Annotated in this window: 18 protein-coding genes; 14 read left to right on the top strand and 4 right to left on the bottom strand. The window is 43.8% G+C overall.

Annotated features, from left to right (window positions below):
* Window positions 1-18: 18 nt before the first annotated feature.
* Window positions 19-1,509: a MocR-like pyridoxine biosynthesis transcription factor PdxR gene (gene pdxR, locus MHI01_RS03110; RefSeq protein WP_340982494.1), complete on the bottom strand. Its 1,491-nt coding sequence runs from the start codon at window positions 1,507-1,509 to the stop codon at window positions 19-21.
* A 147-nt stretch (window positions 1,510-1,656) separates the two neighbouring features.
* Here pdxR and pdxS point away from each other — a divergent pair, with 147 nt between their 5' ends.
* From pdxS to MHI01_RS03070, 8 genes are all read left to right on the top strand, one after another.
* Window positions 1,657-2,541 (top strand): pyridoxal 5'-phosphate synthase lyase subunit PdxS, encoded by an 885-nt coding sequence (pdxS, locus tag MHI01_RS03105; protein ID WP_200869424.1) that lies wholly within the window; start codon window positions 1,657-1,659, stop codon window positions 2,539-2,541.
* Window positions 2,542-2,746: 205 nt separating this feature from the next.
* Complete coding sequence (locus MHI01_RS03100; protein WP_340982493.1) at window positions 2,747-5,206, top strand: GH39 family glycosyl hydrolase; 2,460 nt, start codon at window positions 2,747-2,749, stop codon at window positions 5,204-5,206.
* A 201-nt stretch (window positions 5,207-5,407) separates the two neighbouring features.
* Window positions 5,408-6,640 carry a PTS sugar transporter subunit IIC gene (locus MHI01_RS03095; RefSeq protein ID WP_036671279.1) on the top strand — a complete coding sequence of 411 codons (1,233 nt, stop codon included), beginning with the start codon at window positions 5,408-5,410 and terminating at the stop codon, window positions 6,638-6,640.
* Between the two features lie 19 nt (window positions 6,641-6,659).
* Entirely contained in the window at window positions 6,660-8,933 is a 2,274-nt protein-coding gene (locus MHI01_RS03090; RefSeq protein ID WP_340982492.1) for a beta-glucosidase, read from the top strand.
* A gap of 363 nt (window positions 8,934-9,296) precedes the next feature.
* On the top strand, window positions 9,297-10,379 hold the full coding sequence (locus MHI01_RS03085; RefSeq protein WP_340982491.1) for an ABC transporter substrate-binding protein: 1,083 nt from the start codon (window positions 9,297-9,299) through the stop codon (window positions 10,377-10,379).
* A gap of 205 nt (window positions 10,380-10,584) precedes the next feature.
* The gene (locus MHI01_RS03080; protein ID WP_253508591.1) at window positions 10,585-11,433 is read left to right on the top strand and encodes a copper amine oxidase N-terminal domain-containing protein; all 849 of its coding nucleotides are present in this window, start codon (window positions 10,585-10,587) and stop codon (window positions 11,431-11,433) included.
* A gap of 197 nt (window positions 11,434-11,630) precedes the next feature.
* Complete coding sequence (locus tag MHI01_RS03075) at window positions 11,631-12,290, top strand: TetR/AcrR family transcriptional regulator (protein ID WP_340982490.1); 660 nt, start codon at window positions 11,631-11,633, stop codon at window positions 12,288-12,290.
* The gene (locus MHI01_RS03070; protein WP_340982489.1) at window positions 12,287-13,423 is read left to right on the top strand and encodes an alpha/beta hydrolase; all 1,137 of its coding nucleotides are present in this window, start codon (window positions 12,287-12,289) and stop codon (window positions 13,421-13,423) included. Before MHI01_RS03075 ends, MHI01_RS03070 begins: the two co-directional genes overlap by 4 nt.
* Before the next feature lie 130 nt (window positions 13,424-13,553).
* On the opposite strand, the gene MHI01_RS03065 is transcribed toward MHI01_RS03070, so the two are convergent.
* Entirely contained in the window at window positions 13,554-13,892 is a 339-nt protein-coding gene (locus MHI01_RS03065; protein WP_340982488.1) for a cupin domain-containing protein, read from the bottom strand.
* 79 nt (window positions 13,893-13,971) lie between these two features.
* Window positions 13,972-14,799 carry a helix-turn-helix transcriptional regulator gene (locus tag MHI01_RS03060; RefSeq protein ID WP_340982487.1) on the bottom strand — a complete coding sequence of 276 codons (828 nt, stop codon included), beginning with the start codon at window positions 14,797-14,799 and terminating at the stop codon, window positions 13,972-13,974.
* Between the two features lie 203 nt (window positions 14,800-15,002).
* On the opposite strand from MHI01_RS03060, the gene MHI01_RS03055 reads away from it, so the two are divergent.
* The 6 genes from MHI01_RS03055 to MHI01_RS03030 all read left to right on the top strand — a co-directional run bounded on the left by MHI01_RS03055 (window position 15,003) and on the right by MHI01_RS03030 (window position 22,414).
* Window positions 15,003-16,472 (top strand): sensor histidine kinase, encoded by a 1,470-nt coding sequence (locus MHI01_RS03055; protein WP_127548674.1) that lies wholly within the window; start codon window positions 15,003-15,005, stop codon window positions 16,470-16,472.
* Between the two features lie 6 nt (window positions 16,473-16,478).
* The gene (locus tag MHI01_RS03050) at window positions 16,479-17,171 is read left to right on the top strand and encodes a response regulator transcription factor (RefSeq protein WP_047843050.1); all 693 of its coding nucleotides are present in this window, start codon (window positions 16,479-16,481) and stop codon (window positions 17,169-17,171) included.
* A gap of 119 nt (window positions 17,172-17,290) precedes the next feature.
* The gene (locus MHI01_RS03045) at window positions 17,291-18,799 is read left to right on the top strand and encodes an S-layer homology domain-containing protein (RefSeq protein ID WP_127548676.1); all 1,509 of its coding nucleotides are present in this window, start codon (window positions 17,291-17,293) and stop codon (window positions 18,797-18,799) included.
* 10 nt (window positions 18,800-18,809) lie between these two features.
* The gene (locus tag MHI01_RS03040) at window positions 18,810-19,514 is read left to right on the top strand and encodes an ankyrin repeat domain-containing protein (protein WP_127548678.1); all 705 of its coding nucleotides are present in this window, start codon (window positions 18,810-18,812) and stop codon (window positions 19,512-19,514) included.
* A 312-nt stretch (window positions 19,515-19,826) separates the two neighbouring features.
* Window positions 19,827-20,540 carry a beta-glucanase gene (gene bglS / locus MHI01_RS03035; RefSeq protein WP_036615630.1) on the top strand — a complete coding sequence of 238 codons (714 nt, stop codon included), beginning with the start codon at window positions 19,827-19,829 and terminating at the stop codon, window positions 20,538-20,540.
* 227 nt (window positions 20,541-20,767) lie between these two features.
* The gene (locus MHI01_RS03030; protein WP_051447411.1) at window positions 20,768-22,414 is read left to right on the top strand and encodes an extracellular solute-binding protein; all 1,647 of its coding nucleotides are present in this window, start codon (window positions 20,768-20,770) and stop codon (window positions 22,412-22,414) included.
* A gap of 153 nt (window positions 22,415-22,567) precedes the next feature.
* On the opposite strand, the gene MHI01_RS03025 is transcribed toward MHI01_RS03030, so the two are convergent.
* Entirely contained in the window at window positions 22,568-24,208 is a 1,641-nt protein-coding gene (locus MHI01_RS03025) for a response regulator (RefSeq protein ID WP_036615627.1), read from the bottom strand.
* Between the last annotated feature and the right edge of the window lie 11 nt (window positions 24,209-24,219).

Raw genomic sequence — 24,219 nt, 5'->3', positions numbered from 1 at the left:
CTTTGGAGACGATTTACCTCACAATGCAGTTGTAACGGCATTTTTCAATCTGGATACGCCTTCCTGTAATTGTTCATCTGACAAATGTGCAAAAGACAAATAGATACCATACTTCATACCAACAGCAATTGAACTGCTGACTTCTGAGTATACCACACCTTGTGACCGAGCTGATTCCCTAAAGGCCTCATAAGTGGTCACATTACCTCGCCACCAACCAAACACGTGTAGACCCGCTTCATTCTCCACCCAATCAAACCATGTAGAGAGCTGCTTGTTCAAAAGTTTGAGTAACAGATGGAATTTCCGACTGTATAATCGATTCATTCTGCGCAGATGACGTTCATATTGACCACTTGTCATGAATGCAGCTAATGCCCGTTGTTCGATCAGGTTGACGGGTCTTGGCTCGTATAATGCCTGTGCCTTTCTAAAGGTATCTGCCAAGGTAGGGGGAAGAACCACATAACCAAGTCGTACTTCTAAAGGCAAGGTTTTGGTAAAGCTACCCAGGTAGATTACGCGTCCTACTTTATCGAGTGTTTTCAGTGGTTCAACATGCATTCCGCGATATCGGAATTCACTATCATAATCATCTTCAACAATCATGGCATCATTTCGCTGTGCCCAGTCCAGCAAGGTTTGTCTGCGTTCCAGACTGAGCATTTCACCAGTAGGAAACTGTCGTGACGGCGTGACAAATAACATACGTGCTTCCCAGTCTTGGGGCACAACGCCCTGACCATCGAGATTGGCTTCAATCAACTTTGCACCCGCAGCCAATATGGCTTTAGAAATCCCGACATAACAAGGACTCTCTGTCACGACATAATCCCCAGGATCTGCAAGTAATTGAGTGAGTAGAGCTATAGCTTGCATGGAGCCTGCAGTTACTGCAATATGATCCGGATCAACTTGAATGCCCCGCATCCTCCGCAGATAGGCAGCAATGGCTTCTCTCAATTTTGGATCCCCGGTTGAACTAACCATAGCAGAGGTTGTTTTCAGGTGAAGCTCACGCTGCCTTATCTCTGCATACAATCGATTATTCCATTCATCGTAAGGAAACTTGGAGAAGTCAGGTTGATATTTGCTAAAGTCGATCACTTCGTCGCTATTCATTCTGGAATCATGTGTATGAGCATTGGCTGGTGTATTTCTTTGAATCGACTGCTGTTCAAACTGCTGAATACGGTTCCCCCAGGCAGATAAGTGATGCGTACAAGCTTTCTCGGTGGAAGCATCATTGCTTAAGTCCAACTGATATGCAACAAAGGTTCCTCTTCCATGCTCTGAATGAATGTAACCTTGTGCAGTCAACGTATCATAGACCTGATTCACGGTTCCTCTGGAAATGTGATGCGTTGCAGCTAACTCTCGAGTAGAGGGTAACTTCTCGCCATGTATAAGAATACCTTCATGAATTGCATCACGAATGGCATGATAGAGAGCCTTCATCTTCGTATATTTTCGGTTCAAATATGAACTGTAAGCTACATGAAATTGCATAGGACCTCCAGAGTTATAATTAAAGTGGTACAATAAAAATCAAAATTATTGGATCTTTTTATATGACCATTCTCATTCTATACTAAATCATAGATTAGAGCGATGCCTTTATTGAAAATCACCCAAAAGTTACTTAGGAGGACTACAATCATGCAAACAGGTACAGATCGTGTAAAAAGAGGAATGGCTGAAATGCAAAAAGGTGGCGTCATCATGGACGTTATGAATGCAGAGCAAGCTAAAATCGCTGAGGCGGCAGGGGCAACAGCTGTTATGGCTCTTGAACGGGTACCTTCCGATATTCGCGCAGCTGGCGGTGTAGCTCGTATGGCAGATCCAACCATCGTTGAAGAGGTTATGAAGGTTGTATCTATCCCGGTTATGGCTAAAGCACGTATCGGTCATTACATAGAAGCCAAAGTGCTTGAATCCCTAGGTGTGGACTATCTCGATGAAAGTGAAGTTCTTACGCCTGCAGACGAAGTGTTCCATATCGATAAACATGAGTTTACTGTACCATTTGTATGCGGAGCCAAAGATTTGGGAGAAGCTCTTCGCCGTATTGGTGAGGGTGCATCGATGATTCGTACAAAAGGTGAGCCTGGAACGGGCAACATTGTTGAGGCAGTTCGTCATATGCGCCTGATTAACAGCCAGCTCCGTAAAGTGCAAAACATGTCCAAAGACGAGCTGTACGCTGAAGCCAAAAATCTAGGTGTAGCTTATGAGTTGCTGCGCGAAGTTCATGAAAATGGAAAACTTCCTGTCGTTAACTTTGCAGCAGGCGGTGTAGCTACTCCGGCGGACGCAGCATTAATGATGCACCTGGGAGCAGACGGTGTGTTTGTAGGATCAGGTATTTTCAAATCCGATAGCCCTGAGAAATTCGCTCGTGCAATCGTTGAAGCTACAACACATTACACCGATTACAAACTGATTGCTGAAGTATCCAAAAACTTGGGCGCCCCGATGAAAGGGATCGAAATTTCTAAATTGGCTCCAGAAGAGCGCATGTCCAACCGCGGTTGGTAAGATAGCAGTGCATTTAGTTGAATAGGTAGTTTGAACATTTATATAGAAGAGCCGATCAATTGAACCTTAATTGATCGGCTTTTTTGTTCTTACTGTTTAGCTTGTTGATATCTTCAAAATGCTGTGGCTATAATAATCGGTATGAAGGAAGGTGCAGACAATTCGCTATCTATATGAGTTTATTCAACATCAGGACGATCTGCCTATGAAACTCTTCGTGAACTCGGTAAAACATATTGATTTTCATTGGCACAAGGAAGTGGAAGTTGTATATGTTCTCCACGGTTCAATCATCATGTATCTGGACCAGCAGCAATATACACTGCATGAAGATGATGTGATCGTGGTTAACAGTATGTCCGTCCACAAGATCGAACGAACCAATCAGGACAATGTGTTATTAACATTGCAGTTCGGTCCCGAGTTAATGAACAATAATGCGTTTATCTCCTGTAACCCTGCTATGAACGTGGAACAAAACGCTCCTCGCTTGCAAAGTATTAAACAATATCTTGCGCAGATGGTATGGGAGATCAACAAAAAAACGCCGGGTTATCAAAATTTCACAATGGGCAGATTACAGATGTTATGCGGATGCCTGCAGAGGTATTTTTCCAGTGGAACGAATTCCGCATTGGAAGACGGTAGCAGGGATTATGACTATAAAAGACTGAACAGGGTCCTCACATATATTGATTTACACTACAATGAAAAGATTACACTGCAGGATATGGCGCATTCCGAACATTTAAGTTTGCATTATTTTTCTCACTTCTTCACCGACAAAATCGGGATACCTTTCCAAAAGTATTTGACGCTCATTCGTTTGGAGAAGGCTCAGGCTCAGCTGGCAGCCAACGATAAAAATATTTCGGAGATTGCGCTGGATTGCGGATTTGCCAATGTGAAACTGTTTAACAAATACTTTAAGGAAAAGTACGGCTGTACGCCCGGTTCCTATCGGGAAGCTTCTCGTACACCGGAATTGCATCAGTTGAATGTAAACCGCAAACCCAAAACATATGAGGAATCTTCAAGCGGAGATTATTACGAGATGGAAACGTTGAATGCGATTGGTTTACTGTATCGATATCTGGATGTTAAGGTTGACGCCGATCAGGACACGCTTCCTGTACCGTCTGTACATCTGTCAGACCAAACTTATATTGAAATTCGTGCGGATCAGACGTCGTCTGTCTACGAAAAACACTGGAATATGACCATGACGGCAGGGAGAGCCATTGAAGGTTTGCGTGAAGATTGGCGGAAGCAGCTCTCCGCGCTGAAAGGAAAAGTGCCTTTTCAATATATTCGATTTCACGGCATCTTTAATGACGAGATGATGGTGTATAGCGAGAACGAGCAGGGTACTCCCCTCTATAATTGGTCTTATGTGGACAAGTTGTATGATTTCCTGCTGGATCAGGGCGTTCGGCCATTTGTGGAATTAAGTTTTATGCCGAGCCAGTTGACGAGATCCAAAGAAACGCTTTTTTGGTGGAGGGGGAATATTAGCCCGCCATCCGACCCTGCCAAGTGGCAGGCGCTTGTTGGCGAATTTGTTCGCCATTGTTTGAATCGCTATGGAGCGGAAGAAGTGAGGCAGTGGTATTTCGAAGTATGGAACGAGCCTGACCTGGCGGGTGTTTGTTGGGCAGGAAGCAAGGAAGAATACTTTGCGTTTTACGAATCGACCGTTCATGCCATCAAATCGATTTTGCCGGAACTGAAGGTGGGAGGGCCAGCTATGGGTTACGGTTCTCTCTGGAACGATACCTGGGCTGAGGAATTTTTGTCCTATTGCCGCAAGCGTGAAGTGGCTCTCGACTTTTATTCGTTTCACATCTATTCGGAGTATCCCAAGCTAAAAGTTGAAGACGATCGTTTAACCCGGATCATGCCGCCAGCTTTTTATAAAGAAAGTATTGAACTTATGCGGCAAAAAATGAATGCGTCTTCGTACGGTCATGTTGAACTTCATGTCACTGAGTGGAACTTTTCGCTGTATGACCGGAACTTGCTGCACGATACCATGTTCATGGCTCCGTTTGTCATTTACCACACCATGAACACACTCGGTGACGTGAAAGCGATGGCTTTCTGGTCTTTTACCGATGTATTCGAAGAAAGTATCGTTCCCGCTTCTCCTTTCTACGGAGGTTTTGGCCTGATTAACCGGGATGGGCTGAAGAAACCCAGTTATTATGCATTTGAGCTTATGCAAAAGCTTGGTGATGAGCTGATGGTCAAGGGAGACGGTTATGTTGGAACCCGAAAAAGGGATGGAAGCATGCAATTTTTGTTCTATCACTATGTTCATGTAGATCAGCTGTTTGCAAGTGGAGATTGGTCGGAATTATCCAGCTCAACCCGCTATGACGTATTTGAGGAAAAAGGTAGCAAAGCTTATGAACTTACCCTGAGCAATCTCGAGGGACCTTATAAATGCACCAGTTATCAACTGGATCGGGAGCATGGATCGGTATTTGATGAATGGACCCGCATGGGATCGCCCGATTCCTTGACGGAAGAAGAAATCACCTATTTAAACGGTAGGAGTGGACCTGTGATGGGGACAGAGATGGTAAGAGATGAAAGTTGGCGCAGAGAGATTTTGCTTCCACCGCATGGGGTAATGCTGCTCATTTTGGATAGACAATATTAAAAAAATTGCTTTTAAGACATCCTTTCAGTTTGAAGGGATGTTTTTTGTTGTTTATTTCTTGTTCAGGCTGGCAAGCTAGAACTATAGCGATGGATTGGGCAAAAAACGAACCATGATGCGGCAAGTTCCAACAAGAAAGCGTTAACACAAATCGATATACTATGGTTGTGGCAGCTTAGAGGAAGACAGGGGGAGTTTTGGATGAAGCGTTTCATGAAATGGATGACAGATTCGTTTGCGCCAAGATTGGAGGCGTTTACGAACAATATTTGGGTTTCTTCGATTCAAGAAGCCATCATGGTCGCCATTCCGATGATTTTCATCGGTTCGATTATTACATTGATTTCGATTTTGCAGGATTTCATTCCGGGAATGCCGGACCTGACACCTATCACGACATTCAGTTTCGGTTTGCTGGGGTTGTTTATTGCTTTTCTGACGCCTTATGTCGTGATGGAAAAAAGAGAACGACACAAAATCAAGTTGCTGGCGGGAATGACGGGGATATCTCTGTTCGTCATGCTGCTTAACCCGACGGTAAACGAAGACGGTACCATTCAGTTTATCCTTGAACGATTTGGACCCTCGGGGATGATTACAGCACTCCTGGTAGGTGTATTTGTCGCTCTTGTAATGATCATGTGCAACAAATTTTCGTTCTTCAAAAAGGGGTCTTCACTTCCCGAATTCATTATGGACTGGTTCGATTTTCTCGTCCCGATCGCCCTGGTATTAACAACAGGATGGTTACTTGTATATCAGCTTCATTTTGATATTTTTGGACTAATCGTAAACGTATTTGAGCCGATCAATGCCGTAGGGCAAAGTTTAACCGGATTTTTATTGTTCAATTTCATTGGTGTTGTACTGTATTCTTTCGGCGTAAGCCCGTGGGTTATGACACCGATCTGGTACGCGATCTGGATACCTGCAATCGAAGAAAATGCAGCTCTTGTGGCAGCGGGACAAGATCCCGTCAATATCAACACGTTTGAAACCTTTTTCTCCGGATGGCTGGGTATTGGAGGAATGGGAGCGACCTTGCCGTTAGTTGTTTGGTTCCTGATGGCACGTTCGAAAAAACTGAAATCAGTCGGCAAGGCAACTATTATTCCATCCTTGTTTAACATCAATGAACCCGTCGTGTACGGAGCACCGATTGCCTTTAATCCATTACTCATGGTACCGATGTGGATTAACTCACTTATCACGCCGGTGATTGTGTACTTGGCTCTCGACTGGGGTTGGGTGCGGATTCCGAGCCAGATCTTCCAGCTATGGTACACGCCGATCGGCCTGTCCACCTACATTATGTCCGGATTCAATGGGCTTATCTTGCTGGCAGTCGTCCTGGTGATTGTATTTATTGTCTGGTTCCCGTTTTTCAAACTGTACGATGCACAGGAACTGAAGAAAGAACAAGAACAAAATTGATATCAGAAGGGTGAGTACTATGGATAAATCAATCAATGAATTGTTGTCGGCATTGACGCTGGCCGAGAAAGCTTCACTCTGCGCAGGATTGAATATGTGGATGACAAAAGGAATCGAGCGGTTAAACATTCCGCCAGTTCATATGTATGATGGGACAAACGGCATTCGTAAAACAAACAGCGATGAAGAAATGGGGATTACAACGGAAAATGTACCCGCAACCTGTTACCCTACGGGTTCAGCCATCGGTTCTTCGTGGAATACGGAATTGTTATATGAAGTTGGTGTGGCACTGGGACGTGAATCAAAAACCATGGACGTTGAGCTGCTGCTTGGACCGGGTGTCAATATGAAAAGAACACCGCTTGGCGGAAGAAACTTCGAATACTACTCGGAAGACCCATACTTGACAGGGGAACTTGGGGCGGCGTTTATAAACGGGATCCAAAGCGAAGGCGTGGGCGCTTCTGTCAAACACTTTGCAGGAAATAACCAGGAGTTTGAAAAGATGGTAACCAGTTCGGAAATCGACGAGCGAACGCTTCGCGAGATTTACCTGAGCGCCTTTGAACGAATTATTAAGAAATCCGACCCTTGGACGGTTATGTGTTCTTATAATTTATTGAATGGAACGTATACAAGTGAGAACGAACATTTACTGCATGACATTTTGAGAGAAGAGTGGGGTTATGAAGGTGTTGTTCTATCCGACTGGACAGCTGTTAATGATCGCATACGCGGTCTGAAGGCTGGGCTTGATCTGGAGATGCCGGGTCCTGCGAATTACAATGCCAAAGCAATCATTGAAGCGGTTCAGAACGGAAGCCTTTCCGAAGAGCAGTTGGATCGCAGCGTGGGTCGTATTTTGAAGCTGGTTGAGCGGGTAACGGGCAAGAAAGACATGGATTCTTCTCCAGATTCGGACTATCATGCACTTGCACGTAAAGCGGCGGCCGAGAGTATTGTGCTTCTGAAAAATGAGAACGCGATTCTCCCGCTACGGCAGGAGTCCATTTCGTCGATTGCCGTGATCGGACGGTTTGCCAAAAAACCGAGAATTCAGGGAGCGGGCAGTGCGAAGGTAACGCCTACAAGAGTCGATATTCCATGGGATGAGATAAAAAAACTGGCTGGCGATGCCATGACCATGAATTATGCAGAAGGGTACCCGGAGGATGACTCCATCAATGATGAGCTAATCAAGGAAAGCGTGTCATTAGCCATGAATTCCGATGTTGCTGTATTGTTTGTTGGCCAACCGGAATATGCGGAATCGGAGATGCATGATTTGCAAGGCATTGATCTTCCCGAGCATCAAGTGAAATTGATTCTCGCGGTAGCCGCGGTTCAGCCCAAGTGTATTGTCGTGACGAGCAGCGGCTCCGCACTGGCGATGCGCCCATGGGTACAGCATGTACCTGGTGTGATTCATTCTTGGTTGTCGGGTCAAGGCATGGGTAAAGTGATTGCAGATGTATTATTCGGACAGACGAATCCTTCGGGCAAACTGTCTGAGACATTCCCTGTCAAACTGTCGGACAACCCTTCACATATGCGAATTCGCGGAGAGAACGGCAAGCTGTATTATCGCGAAGGCCTATTCGTGGGTTATCGATATTATGACCGAAAAGAACTGGCACCTCAATTCCCGTTTGGACACGGATTGTCTTACACATCGTTCTCCTATACGGATCTGGAAGTGTCTCAGACACACACCGGTGTTACGGTGTCCTTCCAATTGAAAAATACCGGAAAGCGCACGGGGAAAGAAGTTGTTCAATTGTATGTTCACGATGAAGAGTGTACATGGACCCGTCCAGAGAAAGAATTGAAAGCTTTTGCTAAAGTTGAACTAGAGCCGGGTGAAAAACGCAAGATTACTTTTGAACTGGAAGAGAGAGATTTTTCATACTACAACACCAAGTATAACCGTTGGGTGGCTGAGACCGGGTTTTTCCAAATTTCACTTGGCAGCTCGTCCAAAGATATCCGAATTACGGAACGTCTGCATTGTAACTTTGGTAAGGAAGAAATCACGTTCCACAAATTCAGTCTGCTCAGTGAGTGGATGAGTGATCCTGTAGCGAAAAAGGAATTGGAGCATTGCCTGAATGAAATGAACGAGCACGTTACGGACAAGGTATATCTTAACGAGGAGTTTGTGGGATTCTGGGCAGATTTCCCAATGATCAAAGTATTCCAAATGTTCGGTCAACAATGGATGAATGAGCGGTCACCTGATGAAATTATTAATGAACTTATCGCCAAGGTTAACCAGGCACGTAATGAATAGTTAAGTAAAAGAGGAACCAAGTTCAATCCTAAACAAAGGACATGAACTTGGTTTTTCTAACGTTTCGGGATATATCGTTAGGAAACGTAACCTTCGAACCAAGATACCGCAAAAGACAGTTGGTTTGAAGACATCTTGATCACGGCAGGTACACCTGAATGGCCTTTGAACCTGTCACAGATGAATTTTACGATAATCCGATGAATTGAGGCACCATATGAGGGTCTCCTTTTATTCATCAGACTAATGATATTGATTATTGTTCTCATTTACACGCTTCGACAATTACTGTATACTGACAATAGTTATTTTACATATTGGCATAAAAGACAAGAGAGAATTGAAAAGGGAGAGATTATTTACATGTTGGTATCCGTTAAAAAAGGGATTTTTCTTTGTTTGATTACTGCAATGATCCTGGTGCTCGCAGCGTGTTCAAGCAGCAATGGTGGCAGCGAAGATGCAAATGGCAGTTCACAGCAAGCTGCGGAGAGCAGCACCACGAATGCAACAACAAATGGGGAACAAACCGACGCTGACGCTTCAGCACCTGCCGAAACAACTTACCCGGTAACCGTTTCAAACTATACAACAGAGAACGGCACATGGGTGAAGAAGGATCAAACGTTTGACAAGGCACCTGAACGAGTGGTTGCCAATACCCAAGGTGCAGCCGAGCTGATGATTCGCCTTGGTTTGACAGACAAACTTGTAGGTGTAGCTGCGTTGTTTGGTAGTGTACCTGAAGATATTGCGGACGAGTTTAAACAAATTCCTGTGCTAGCTGAAGGCTATGTAGGCAAGGAAGTGACAATAGGGGCTACGCCTGACCTGGTTGTTGGTCGTGGTGGATTGTTTGAGGATGCGGACTGGGGTGTTGGTACAGTAAGCAGCTTGAATGATATGGGGATCAAAACATATGTACAAAGCACCAGTGTTCCTGATGCATCGTTAGATAGTCTGTATCAGGATATTACTGAATTAGGTGAGATATTCAACGTACAAGCCAATGCAGCGGCATATATTGAGACGCTTAAAGCACGCGAGAATGCCTTGTCGGCCCGAGCTAGCGCTGAGACGATCAATTATGCATCATTTTCGGATAATGGTGATGGAACCATTGGAATTTACAACGGAAATGGTGATACGTTTATTGAAAGTGCAATGTCATTAATCAATATGCATAATATGCTGATTAATGAAACTGGCACACTCAGCCTGGAGAAGTTAATCGAGATTAATCCGGATGCAATGATTATTTCGAGGTATGCTGGTGGCATTGATCCTGAGCAGACGATTGAAAAGCTGCTTGCCAACAAACAGGTACAAAACATTAACGCAGTTAAAAACAAAAAAATCTACATTATTGATTTCAACAACTTCTGGGGTTACGGGGATTCCATCTTCACAGGTGTTGAAGGACTCGCTGATGATCTCGGGTTGTAATGGAAATTTCGGCTTAGTGACCATTCGTGCCTCAAGATCGTTTCATGGGCCAAGAGCATAGTACCAATGAAAGTCGCTATTTTAGCGGCTTTTTTTTGTTATAAAAGAACCAAATTCCTGTCTAAAGCTGATCAAACTTTTATTGGAACATAACGTTACTATTGTAAGATTAAAAATTACATGAAGTGGGTGAATCGCTGTGAGAATGAAGCATTTGAAAAAAGTAGTTGTCGTTGCATTAGTGATGTCGGTGTTATTACCATTGGGGGCGCAAAAATCTGAAGCAGCATCCAAATATGTTGATTTGGAAATTCAGTGGGCAGACGGTCGTATTAACCATGTTCAGACGTTAATCAAGGATGGAGTCACTTACGGAAGTTTTTTCTCACTCGGTATTAAGGCAGGCCTAGTGTGGGGGATGGAAGATGATAATACGGCCGTACTGAAGAACAGTCAGAAGCATATTGTTGTGCACTTGGGAAGCAGCATTGCCGAGGTAGATGGTCAAAAAGTAGATATGGGCACAGAACCTGTGTCGTATATTAGTCACCTTTATGTGCCCATTAGATTTCTTGCATCTGCTTTGGACGGGGAAGTGACTCATCGAGATACGAAGACGAATAAGATAACCGTGACTGGGCTGAGCAATTATACCGATACTTTTTATGGTAGCGACATGGGTTACACCTATGTCATTCGCACTGCAAAAGGAGACCTTGAGATTACGAATGCTTCTACTGGACAAAAGAGTTTGATACCCTTAGGGATCAAGGACATGAATGTGAATACTCATGATCTTAAGATAAATTTCAAGAGGAGCCCCCAAAATCTACTTATTGTCATCATTGAACACACTAATCGTAAAACGGAAGACTACGATCTGTACACCTTGGTATTCAAAAATAAAGGTCTGATTCGCAAATCCATTGCTCACGGGGTAACGGACCAGCAGGAAATTTTGAATTCAGATAGTACCATTCAACTCATCGATGACAACAGTATACGTATTATTGAAGATGGAAGTGGTAAAGTACTTGAAGTCCTTTCTCGTTGAATAGATATCTGATCCGATATTCATGAATTTCATCCCTCACCAACTGATTTTAATACAAACATCTCAAAGAGCCGCTGATCAGAGTGATCAGCGGCTCTTGCATATTTCTTCCCGAATCTTTTCACAAACCAGTTGACTTGTGAATGAATTATCAGTATAGTGTGAATCAGTTCACACTATACATTAAGGAGCAGTCTATGCCAAAAAATACTTTCTTTCGTTTAGACGAAGCAAGGCGCGAGGAAATATCGAATAGCGCTATGCATCTTTTTGTTGATAATCTTTACGAGGATATAACTATGAAGATGGTTTTGGATAGTTTGTCCATGCACCCCGGAACATTTTATCGGTATTTTGAAGACAAAGATGACCTTTATTGTCACTTAATACGTATTGTGACCCAGAAAAGAGCTACATACTTCAGTAACAGTAATGAAGATTCCCTTTACAGCTATTTCCTTACTGGCTTATTTGGTAACGTTAATGGCATGGTGACCGAGCCACTGAATGAGTTGGAAATCAAACTGACTAAAACATTTTCATATATTCCTGAGGACATTTTGCTGAAAGTATATGTGAATGTCTTAAAGGGCGAGTCATTCCCCATGATCAAGGACATCTTACGCCGAATGAGGGTTGATGGATATCTCCGACCGGATGTTGACGACGACCTGATTTCTTTTATGTTTGAGTCAATGCAGCTTAATTTAATCTTGTTTTTTAGGGAATTCGATATTAAGGACTCTAAGCTGCAACATAAGATCAGCAAGTACTTTGCTGAATTTATGGGCCATGGGCTGCTTGAAGATCATAAATATTCTGAAATGGTTAGCGATCTCAAGGGGGAAAGAAAATGAAAACCTATAATGCATTTCCAGAACCAATTGGCGGCTATACTGTCGGTCGAACCCAGATGGATTTTGATTACACGGCATCAGATTACTCCAAAAGAGAACTGACCGCTTTTGTATACTATCCGTCTGACAGTAGCGAAGGTAAGACTACATCAACGTACATGTTTCCTGAAGTCTACGAGATGTTTAATGAGCAGCCACTTGTCACCGCGTTGAAGGATGTTTTCTCTATAGATATCAAGACCCAGTGTTACGACGACCTTGCTCTTTCCGGGAAGGAAAAGCGCTATCCAGTGTTATTCTATGTTTGCGGCGGGGGCGGATCTCCAGAATGGGGGACAGTGCTCTGTACAGACTTGGCAAGCATGGGGTATGTTGTGGTAAGCATCGGCCATCAGAATAGCACGATGTATAAACGTAAAGATGGGCGCCTGTTTAATGTATCAAAGGACTTTTCGGATGTCATTACAGCCTTTGGTGAAGATCCGGAGATGCTGGCGTTAGCTGGTAAGATGGAGATGCGGCCTGACGATGAAACTGCCATTGAGATGTGCCGTAACGTGCTTGCACTGCCGATACTTTCCAAGATAACAGAGTATAGTGAATCACAGGCAGAAGATGTAAGGTATGTAGCCGATTATCTTTACAAACTGGACTCTGGAGAGCTGAATTCCATCTTTAAGGGCAGATTGTTGCTTGACATCGGCATGGGTATAGTCGGACATTCCTATGGAGGGCCTACGACGGCGATGGTTTGCCGTGATGATGACCGGTTCACCTGCGGGATTGGTTTGGATAGCGGTGCGTTTGGACTTCTTGACAGCGATCTTAAGAAACCTTTCTTGTTCCTGTTTTGTGAACCTAACTATAATATGAATGCGATTATTGGCGCTAACAATAGCATGGAAACCTATTATTTCTCAGTTGATCGTGTTGCACATTTGGATTACTGTGACATCGTGTTTACCAGTGTTAATGAGGAACTCAGAGGTGAACGGGATGCTATGGAGATGCGAAATATTGTTACAGACTATGCGAAGAACTTTTTTGATCATTACATACTGCAGAAGGCAGCAAGTGTGGAAATTCTGGCATACGATGGTGTGGAATTGATCAGGAAGACCAGCAACAAGTGACATAACCGAGAGTTTGCTGATTAATGTATGTCGAAGAGCTAGCCTTACAGACGCAGAGCCGATAACCCCATTACGGGGTTATCGGCTCTCTGATATTGCAAATTAACTTCCTGGTTCCAATAACTGACGCTTATTCGGCCTTAGTCCCGCCAGTGTTTACTTCGCTTCCAGGCTCCATCAACATGATATGACATTCCTTTTCGGCGGAAGGTTTGATCTCGACTCCCTTAGGGACAATATACATCTCGCCCTTGGAAATCTTCACTTGCCCATCACGAAAATCAATTATCATTTCCCCTTCGAGCACAAAAAATAACTTGTCAGTCTCCTCATGAACATGCCACTCAAAATCTCCAGCAATCTTAACGATCTTAAATTGATAGTCATTCATTTCACCAATGAGTTTCGGAGACCAAAGATCGTTTAATTTCGAAAATTCCTCATTTAATTTAATTGCTTGATTGTGCATCGTCATTCCTCCTGTGTATTAATCCTATATGTTCAGTATACTAATCTAAGCTTTGGTATAACATGGATGCCTATTGAAATCAGGATGGATTATTGATGAACTTCAGACGATACTCCGTAGGAGAAATACCATATTGTTTCTTGAACACTCTGCTAAAATAAAAGGGGTCAGCAATGCCAACGGTCTCGGCAATCTGTTGTACAGACGCATCACTTGCCAATAACATTTGTTGTGCCATGTTTATACGATATTTCAATACATATTCTGCTGGACCCATACCTGCATGTCTTCTAAACACGTAGGAAAGTCGATTTCGATTAATATTATTTTGTTCTGCAAGCGATCCGACAGTCAGATTTTGATCATAGTATTCTTGGATATAGGTAGAGATCCGTTCGAATAAAACATCTGTTTCACAACTGTTTTGCCTATGATCAACACATATTAAGGTCTCATTCAGTACATCGCGAAACAGCATTTCGGTCTGAAACTTTGAAATACCTCCACGCTGGTTATGCACATGCCAAAGACGCATGATTAATTCGATCAGACGTGGAGACTGACCCGTTGATAATTCAAAATGCTGATGGGAAAAGCTTGTCTCTTCGAGGTCCGAACTACATATTCGGTATAAAACGAGGATATATTCCCAGTCCGTTCTATGAAACACGGTTTGATCCAGTTTCATTTTCGCGCCCCCATGTACAACTTTTCCTGGTGAAAAAATATAGGGTGTACCATCAAATTGAAATTGTATTTTTCCTGTAAGAGGAAATACAAATCCAGGAAAAGAATCGGTATAGTCAGCCTGGGGAACCCCTGGATTTCTAGCATATCGATATACTCCTTCAACTTGAAAAGGAATGTGTGCAAAATGGGCTGCTAACTGATTAACGTCTACTTTCACATTACGTACCTCATTTCAAAAGTGTTTGCCAGTCATTCTAAGATAAATCGTTGTGCACCTTACTCCAACATTATTGATAACGATTATCACTGTCAACATATATAATGAAAAAGAAAGCTCTTTTTTACATATGGGCAATAGAATCCATCTTGTGTTAACATGTGCACTAACTAATCCAATTGTTTGCTTGAGAAGGGGAACCCATGTCAATTCGAATAAAAATGCTGCTGTCCTTTACGGGCATGCTTGTTATAAGTCTACTGTTCATCCTGCTTACGGCAAGTCTGTATACGATTGCGGCCACAGGGGATCTACAGAGTTTCCGTGATATATACAAGGTACATTATCAGATCAACCCCCTGACTGAACAGGGAGAATCGATCTTTCAAGAGATGAAGTTTCTGGCCAAAAATGACCCGGACGACCTGCAGAACAAGGTTTTGCTGCGTGAATATGATATGAAGCTTCGAGCTGAGAAGTCAGGGCTCTACATCAGACGAGAGAATAGTCAGATCTTCGAATCACTGACCTTCAACCAGCCAGAACTGAAGCAAGCACTGCCTGCCTATGATCTTAACAATTATCAGATTCGGAGCACCTTCAATATTGGTGAGCGATTTTACGCGTATGCAAAATTTGATTTTCAATATTCAGATGGGGAACGGGGGAGTATCTTTGTCATTCGTGAGAGAAGCCCCTTTGCGGAGCTTACTCGCAAGTTGCTGCCTGTGATGTCATTTCTGCTTATTGGCGTTCTCATCATTGCAAATCTGCTCTTGTTCCGCTGGATCACGCGCAGCTTCATTAAACCATTGAATCAACTACGAAGTTCAGCCGAACATATTAAAGATGGCAATCTATCCTTTAAACTTCAGCTAAACTCCAATGACGAGGTTGGTCAACTTAGCGAAGCGTTTGAGAGCATGCGGAATCAATTACAGCTCTCCTATGCGTTACGTCAGCAGGACGAAGTGAACCGCAAAGAGCTTATCTCCAACATTTCGCATGATCTCCGTACGCCGATTACCAATATCAAAGGGTACATTGAGGGTATTCGTGACGGAGTGGCTAATACTCCGGAGAAAATGGAGAGTTATGTTAATATCATTCACTCCAAAGCAGTTAGCATGGATAAGTTGGTGGATGAACTGTTTTTGTATTCCAAGCTCGACTTGAACCAAGAGCCGTTCCTGTTTAAAACAGTTGATCTCGCTGATTTCCTTGAAGATAGCATTGAAGAGCTGAGATATGATCTGGAGGATAAAGGTGTTGCCCTGGATTGGAATAACCAGGTGTCTGGTCCCGCTATGGCTGCTGTGGATCCGGAGAAGCTAAAACGTACCGTTGTTAATGTGGTGGATAATGCACTCAAATACATGGAGAATGAACACAAACGATTCGAGATTACACTTCAAGCTGATGAGAAATGGATTACGATGGCGTTTAAAGATAATGGCAGGGGAATACCTGAAGAGGCACTGCCTTATATATTTGAACGCTTCTATCGTGCAGAACAATCCCGCAATTCCTCAACGGGCGGAAGTGGGCTCGGGTTAGCAATTGCCCGCCAAATTATTGATGGACATGGGGGCTTCATCTGGGCTGAAAGCCAGCTCAATGATGGCACGAGTATATATATCAAACTGAAACGGCTGAATGAAGAGAGGGATTAATAAGTAATGGCAAACATTTTGATCATTGAAGATGAAACAACGATTGCAGAACTGGAACGGGATTATTTTGAGCTCAACGGATTTTCCGTGGATCTCTGCCATACTGGAGATGAAGGTCTGAAGCAGGCACTGGAGGGGGACTATAATCTGATCATTGTTGATCTGATGCTTCCGGGACTAGACGGCTTCGAATGTTGCAGGCGTATTCGCGAGGTAAAAGAGGTGCCCATCCTTGTTGTTTCCGCGAAAAAGGAAGAAATCGATAAGATCAGGACATTTAATCTAGGAGTGGATGACTTTATTACAAAACCGTTCAGCCCGAGTGAATTGGTTGCACGAGCAAAGGCTCATTTGACCCGATACGAGAGACTACTTGGCAAAAACAAACCAGCTGAGCAGGATGAAATCCACATTCGCGGGCTTCACATTGACAAAGGATCACGCCGCGTTTTTGTTAATGGAGAAGAGGTGGCCATTACAACGAAGGAATTCGAGTTACTTGTATTTCTTGCGAGTCATCCCAACCGTGTATTCAGCAAATCAGATCTGTTCGAGCGGATCTGGGGCATGGATTCCACCGGAGACATTGCAACGGTTACTGTCCATATTCGCAAACTGCGGGGGAAGCTGGAGACAGACCCCAAAAATCCGGAGTATATTGAAACCGTCTGGGGTGCAGGCTACCGGTTTACTGCATAAGTTTCGTGAAAATTTAGAGCCAGTTTATATTTTGTTAATAACTTTATCCTTGGGAGTTTCTTTTTGTCCTCTATTCTATAGATACAGGCAACTACAACCTATAGAGGAGGAATTCAACCATGAATTCTACAACCCGCAAAATCGCTACATTTCTAACCATAACTGCATTAGGTACAGCAGTGTTCCCGTTAACTGCGAATCAAGTACATGCAGCTACATACGTTACTAACATTGCGGCAACAACCACACAGCTTAATCAACAACAGATTGAAGCTGCTATCAAGGATCTCAATAGCTTGGGGATCATGAACGGGTATGCAGATCAATCTATGGGTGAACATCGAGCAATTACCCGTGCGGAGTTAGCTTCATTGGTTTTCAAAACGTTTAATTTGGAGAGCAAGACGGGAGAAACCGTAGAATTGACGGATGTGAATCCGAATGCATGGTATGCGCCATATGCGTCAAAGCTTGTTGAACTTGGCATCATGCAGGCTAACGATGGACAATTCAATCCGCAAACTCAAGTGTCGGATGCTGAACTCGAACAGGTCGTATCCAAAGCGATGCAACGTGATGTAAAGTCCGTTCACCATTGGATGAGCGAGTTCTACTCCGAGAATGGTACAGCAACGCGCGGCGAAACAGCAGTGCTGTTGCAAACTGCACACCAAGCTATTCCTTCGGAGCAAGCTCAAATCAAGAGCGTTAGATCACTGAATGCCATTACGTTAATTGTAACTTTTGACAAACCGCTGACAGCGGCGGATGAGGCTTTTGCCAAAGCACAAACGGACTTTGCGTTTAGTGGTGAGCTGACGTTAACTAATATGCCCCGTTTGAAAACAGGTTCAATTGCGACTTACATCGTTCCAACGTCCGTACAAGATGCTGGTGAAGTGTACAACCTGACTTACAAAGGCCAAGACGCTGGTTCCTTTGAAGGCAGTGGTACGAAAATAAACATGACAACGGTTAGTCAAGTAACGAATAATACATTCGAGATTGAAGCATTGCAAGTCAACAGTGTCGTGGATTATGGTTACATCATTTCGGCTTACAGCGGTGGTCGAGGAGCTAATGCATTTGTGCTGAATGATCAAGAGCAAGCAGGAGGCAAAACGTATCAAATCATCTCTTCCATGCAGGCAAGACAAGTTGTAATTACGCCAGAAGGTGGCGAGCCTATCGTTGCCAGATATGTCCCGTTCACGCAATCCACAGACGGTAAACAAGAACCGAAGTTCCGTTTGCCTGAGGGACAAACGCTGAAATCAGGTGTCACATATACGGTTTCTTCGGATTGGGCCAACATCGAAAATGCTTCATTTACGGCGAAATCGTTTGATGCACTAGTGGTTGCAAGTGCTCAAGCAGTGAGTGAAACCTCCATTGAAGTTACACTTGACCAGGACCCTGGGGATGAACTGTTCTCTGGTCGAAGTGTAACGTTAACTTCACCTAGCGGGGATGTTCTGACGGCCACTTATAAATATTCAAGTCGAAAAGGTGCGACGGGTGTATTCGACCTAACAAATGATGGGAAGTTGACTCCGGGTACTACGTATACAATAAACCCAGTTGGAGATTGGAGTATCGCTTCTTCGGTCACCTTGACACTGGAGTAAAGGAGGCAGTATGAGTAAAACGCTGATCATCGTTGTCCTGATAAGCAGTATGTTGATCGTTCAAGGCTGCGTGCCTGAAATGAGAAACGACTCCAACGTGGGGGAAAAGGCCATGACTTCAGTAGATGAACAGCTGTTTAAGGCAGTAGAGGACAGCGATACTGAACGCATCGAACAAATGATTCAAGCAGGCGCCAATATCAATGCTCAAGATCAGAGTGGACGAACCGCTACAATGATTGCAACCTACAATAATGATCTAACATCGGCTAAAGTGTTAATTAAAGCGGGGGCAGATGTGAATATTCAGGACGATATGAAAAATACTCCGTTTCTGTATGCTGGCGCTGAAGGATACTTGGATATTTTGAAGCTGACAATCGAGGCGGGAGCGGACCCAGCGATAACGAATCGATATGGAGGGACAGCACTTATTCCAGCTTCGGAGCATGGATATGTGGATGTAGTGCAAGAACTCCTGACTCAAACTTCGGTGGATGTGGACCATGTGAATGAATTGGGATGGACAGCACTACTCGAAGCGATCATTCTTAACGATGGCAATTCTCTGCAGCAGGAGACGATACAATTACTCATTGACCACGGAGCAGACGTAAACATATCGGACCGTGATGGGGTGTCACCACTCAGTCATGCGAAGAATAATGGCTTCAAAGAAATTGAAGACATTTTGGTACGAGCTGGTGCGAAATAGAACCCTTTTAGGGTGAATAAAGAAACAAACATGTTGAGATATATGTAAAAATGGTTTTCATGGAGCGCCTGATTCCTTCTATGCCGAAGGGCAGGCGCTTCATTCAATCCATCTTACGTGTATGAAACTGGCATAGTCTTAACATGACATGATTAGATACGAGAACGAGGATCTTAAAAATTGAATATCTCTGCTTTGAAGTTTGCTATAGTGTACCACTATACTTCCAGATAAAATGGAAATACCAACCATGTAAGCGTTATCTATTATTACGCTGCTTATACATGTTGGAATCATTCATGGAGGTGTATGATGAAGAGGAAGTCTTGGTATACTTTGGCGGTAACTGGTGTCATCTCTTTGTTTTTTTCGGTAAGCGCTTTCGCGGGTTATGTGTTCTGGGAACCTCTAACCTATTTTAACGCAAGTACGTGGCAAAAAGCGGATGGGTATTCCAATGGGAACATGTTTAACTGTACGTGGAGGGCTAACAATGTTAATTTTACAAGTGACGGCAAGCTTAAGCTTGGTTTGACCAGCTCTGCACAGAACAAGTTTGATTGCGGAGAGTATCGTACCACGAATACGTATGGGTACGGCTTGTATGAAGTCAGTATGAAACCTGCCAAGAACACAGGTGTAGTTTCCTCATTTTTCACATACACAGGCCCTGCACATGGCACCCAATGGGATGAGATTGATATCGAATTTTTAGGAAAAGACACAACCAAAGTGCAGTTTAATTATTACACCAATGGGGTTGGTAATCATGAGAAGATTATCAATCTAGGGTTTGATGCATCCCAGGGCTTCCATACGTACGCATTTGACTGGCAGCCGGGACATATCAAGTGGTATGTTGATGGTGTATTGAAACATACGGCAACCAGCAATATTCCTAAAACACCCGGAAAAATCATGATGAACCTGTGGAATGGAACAGGAGTAGATAGCTGGCTCGGTCCTTACAACGGGGCCAATCCGCTCTATGCAGAGTACGATTGGGTCAAATATACGAGTAATTAAGCAGACTGAAGCAGCCGTTAGCGGCTGCTTTTTTCTATATTCTGGCATTGTATTTATTCAATATATGTATTCAATATCCAATATCCTAAATTAATGCAATAAATGTTGCAATATTAGTATGGGCATAAATAACAAAAATTCATTATGATTAACTTGTAAGCAACATTACATAGACTGGGGGAACGAAGTTGGACACAAGTAAAAAGAGACGAGTAGGCAGTTTGGTCATGATCGGTGTATTGGCCCTATCTGCAGCCTTGAGTGGGTGTAGTAACGGGAGCGATAAGAAAACAGAATCGAGTACACCAGCGACAACGTTGGAGCTCAAAAATGGGAAGTATGATCCACCAGTATCCATTACGTATTTAAGACCATGGGGTCCAGACGTGAAGTTTAAGTCAGGCGAGGATCAGGATAACAACGTCCATACAAAATGGGCCAAGGAGAAACTCGGAATTGAGTTGAAAAACCAGTGGATATCTCCATCCACCAATAATGCATTTGAGACAAAACTGCGTCTATCGCTTGCTTCCAATGCGGACATGCCGGACATTATTTCGTATCGCGGCGAATTCAATCTGGTGCGAGAATTGATTGAGTCCGGAAAATTTGTCGATGCGGGCGAGTTGTTTGACAAATATGCCAGCGACACATGGAAAGCAGCCGTAAACGAAGATCCTTCCGTATGGTATCCATACATGCAAGATGGCAAAAAGATCGGTATTCCGATTCTGGACTATTCCTATAATGGTGATCCTGTCATGTGGATCCGTGAAGACTGGATGAAGAAATTCAATCTGGAAGCACCTAAAACTATAGATGATCTTGAAGTCATTATGGAAACGTTTACGAATCAAGATCCGGATGGCAATGGGAAGCAGGACACTTACGGACTCACCATTGGCTTCAAGAACTGGCTGAACACATGGATGTCTGAAGCTGGGTGGGTATTTGGCGCTTATGGTACAATGCCAAACCAATGGAATCTGACGGCAGACGGAAAACTTGAATACGGTTCCGTTACACCTGGTGCAAAGCAGGCTTTGGCCAAATTACAGAGCTGGATGAGCAAAGGGTATATCCCGGAAGAAGCCGGCGTGTATGATGAGACAAAAGCAGCTGAAGAATTTACTGCCGGAAAAGCAGGTATTGTGGTTGGTCCTCACTGGATGCCATCCTGGCCGCTGGAGGATGTGAAGAAAAACAATCCTGAGGCTGAATACAAGGCGTATCCAATTCCTTCTGGTCCAAATGGTCAAGCAGGAAGACATGGTACGTCAAACGGAAATGGCGTAGTTCTAATTAACAAAGACATGAAAAATCCGGAAGCCTTTTTCACCTATCAGAACTATCTCTTTGATCACTATGCGAATCCTAAAGAGGGCGATGAGTTTGAGCATGGATTTGCGGAAGGATACGATTGGGTTATGGTAGATGGGAAACCATCAACTGATGCAAGTCTTACGGGTGGTTATGCTCCCGAGAAGTACACGTTGACTTTTGATGGAGCGCGTATTCCCAATCTAAGTATGACAACACTTGCCAAGCTGGCAAGTGGTGAAGAAGCAACTACACCGTTTGAGAAAAAAATCAAATCAGGTGTACCAGTACCTATGCTTGATGCAGCCAAGATTGTTTTGGATCAAAAGGATATCGTGTTCAATCAAATGTTTACCGGTGCACCTTCAATGACGATGCAGATGAACAATGACATTTTGACAAAGATGGAGAAAGACACCTTCTCTCAAATTGTGTATGGCAAAACCTCTGTGGACGCGTTCGACTCATTTGTTGAGAAGTGGAAGTCTTCAGGTGGAGATCAGATTACGAAAGAAGTTAACGAGTGGTATGATTCCGTGAAAAGCGGAAAATAGGATGACAAAGGGCTGGCTGAAATGATTCATCCCGGCCACATAAGCACCAAAAAGGCATTGCAGGAGAAGATCTCCGGCAATGCCTTTTTGTATTTGATATGGAGAAGGGGAAACCGGAGAGATTACTAGAACGTCAAGTCTGGCCTGAGTATCTTAAACCGGCAGATTTTCCCGATATTCTTGCGGTGTAAGATCATAAAATTTCTTGAAAACTCGAATGAAATATGCGGTATTGTTGTAACCGACAAGTTCTGCAATCTCAAACACTTTGGCAGTTGATGTTCGCAAATGATAGGCTGCTTTCTCCATTCTTAACCGGTACACATAGGCAGTAAGTGCTTCACCTGTCTCCGCCTTGTATACCTTGGACAAGTACACTGGATGCAGATGCACATGGTCAGCAATTGCAGGCAGTGATACATCACCAGCCAGATGAAGGTCGACAAAACTTTTGACGCTGCGCACAATGGTGCTGTGATTGTCTCTAAGCTCTTGTTCAGCATCATCTCGTATGTAATGAAGTGTACGCACGGACCAGTCCTGTAGCTGCTGTGCAGTGGAATAGCTGGGAGCTTGAAAGTAACGATAGGACTCTGCTGGAATCAAAGAAGAGATTTGTTTGCCATTTTTATGAATGATGTACGCAAACGCGCCCGCTATAGCAAAATACACCTCAAAGGTTGACTCGGCAATATCATGATGTTCATTGGAATGCAGCAGTTCCGCAAAAATGTGTTCGATTTTCTGTTCCACATCCTCAAAGCGACCAGCTTCGAGCAGGCTAATCAACGTTGGTGGCTGATACAGCGACCTGATCGTATGTAGAGGGTTGGCATCCGTTTCATCGGAAGCGGTGACAAACAAACCTTGCACCTGACCCATCCGTTTACGCATGGACATAACCGTTCGCTCATAGAGTTCTCCAATTTCGTGGGGAAACTTGCCCCAACTGGAGACAGAAATGGAGATAGCACCTTTCAAGTATAACTGAACATTGGTTTGAATCTGGGCAGCATACTGCTCAAGCAATGTCTGAGGCGTCTCGCTCCTGCTATAACTCATCGTTGTGGAATGTTTCATGCTTACCAGAACAACAATGTAATCGTGCACGTCACGTGTATGCCAGATATGAAAATGATTATGCATCACTTCACTTATAATATTACATATCGCATATTCCATTAGGGCTAGGTCGCCGTGTGCCATATCGGATAGATGTTTCTCCATACGGATAATCAACATGCCGAGATCTTCTCCTACGGAGTAGGGAAGCTCCAGCAGATCAAGCTTGTCTGCCAGCGTCTTCTGATCATAGACTTTTCCAGTCAGCAACTCATGCAGCATCGTGGATTGAAGCAATGGCAGATGATCCTGAAAGGCGTGTAAGGCTCTTTGATGAGATGCTGCGGTTTCCCACTTTTCTTTAATTCGATGAACAAGACGTTGCACGGATTCGATCAGATCTTCATCACTAACGGGTTTCAGTAAGTAATCAAAGCTTTCCTGCGCAATGGCCTGTTTCGCATATTCAAAGTCGGCGTGACCTGATAACAGAATCGTCTGCACATGAGGCCACTTTTCATGAATCGCTGTAATCAGTGCAATGCCTGACATTTCGGGCATACGTATATCCGTAATTACAATGTCAATGTCGTGGTTGTCCATAATTTCCAGCGCTACTGCACCGGATAATGCTTCATGAACTGTACCGATCCCGCAGCTTTCCCACGGAATGGTCTCTGCCAGCGTTTCCACGACGGAACGTTCATCGTCAACTAATAATATTTGCAGCATGGGTTGTTCAC

The organism is Paenibacillus sp. FSL M7-0656 (assembly GCF_038003225.1).
Classification (GTDB): Bacteria; Bacillota; Bacilli; order Paenibacillales; family Paenibacillaceae; genus Paenibacillus; species Paenibacillus amylolyticus.
This window is presented reverse-complemented; position numbering and strand designations above follow the sequence as displayed.

Bases quoted from the DNA above. Each gene is read 5' to 3' on its own strand.
- MHI01_RS03090 (WP_340982492.1), top strand. From the start codon at position 6,660: ATGGATAAATCAATCAATGAATTGTTGTCGGCATTGACGCTGGCCGAG.
- MHI01_RS03095 (WP_036671279.1), top strand. From the start codon at position 5,408: ATGAAGCGTTTCATGAAATGGATGACAGATTCGTTTGCGCCAAGATTG.
- MHI01_RS03075 (WP_340982490.1), top strand. From the start codon at position 11,631: ATGCCAAAAAATACTTTCTTTCGTTTAGACGAAGCAAGGCGCGAGGAA.
- MHI01_RS03050 (WP_047843050.1), top strand. From the start codon at position 16,479: ATGGCAAACATTTTGATCATTGAAGATGAAACAACGATTGCAGAACTG.
- MHI01_RS03070 (WP_340982489.1), top strand. From the start codon at position 12,287: ATGAAAACCTATAATGCATTTCCAGAACCAATTGGCGGCTATACTGTC.
- MHI01_RS03040 (WP_127548678.1), top strand. From the start codon at position 18,810: ATGAGTAAAACGCTGATCATCGTTGTCCTGATAAGCAGTATGTTGATC.
- MHI01_RS03065 (WP_340982488.1), bottom strand. From the start codon at position 13,892: ATGCACAATCAAGCAATTAAATTAAATGAGGAATTTTCGAAATTAAAC.
- MHI01_RS03085 (WP_340982491.1), top strand. From the start codon at position 9,297: ATGTTGGTATCCGTTAAAAAAGGGATTTTTCTTTGTTTGATTACTGCA.
- MHI01_RS03100 (WP_340982493.1), top strand. From the start codon at position 2,747: ATGAAACTCTTCGTGAACTCGGTAAAACATATTGATTTTCATTGGCAC.
- MHI01_RS03055 (WP_127548674.1), top strand. From the start codon at position 15,003: ATGTCAATTCGAATAAAAATGCTGCTGTCCTTTACGGGCATGCTTGTT.
- MHI01_RS03045 (WP_127548676.1), top strand. From the start codon at position 17,291: ATGAATTCTACAACCCGCAAAATCGCTACATTTCTAACCATAACTGCA.
- MHI01_RS03080 (WP_253508591.1), top strand. From the start codon at position 10,585: ATGAAGCATTTGAAAAAAGTAGTTGTCGTTGCATTAGTGATGTCGGTG.
- MHI01_RS03030 (WP_051447411.1), top strand. From the start codon at position 20,768: ATGATCGGTGTATTGGCCCTATCTGCAGCCTTGAGTGGGTGTAGTAAC.
- MHI01_RS03025 (WP_036615627.1), bottom strand. From the start codon at position 24,208: ATGCTGCAAATATTATTAGTTGACGATGAACGTTCCGTCGTGGAAACG.
- pdxR (WP_340982494.1), bottom strand. From the start codon at position 1,509: ATGCAATTTCATGTAGCTTACAGTTCATATTTGAACCGAAAATATACG.
- bglS (WP_036615630.1), top strand. From the start codon at position 19,827: ATGAAGAGGAAGTCTTGGTATACTTTGGCGGTAACTGGTGTCATCTCT.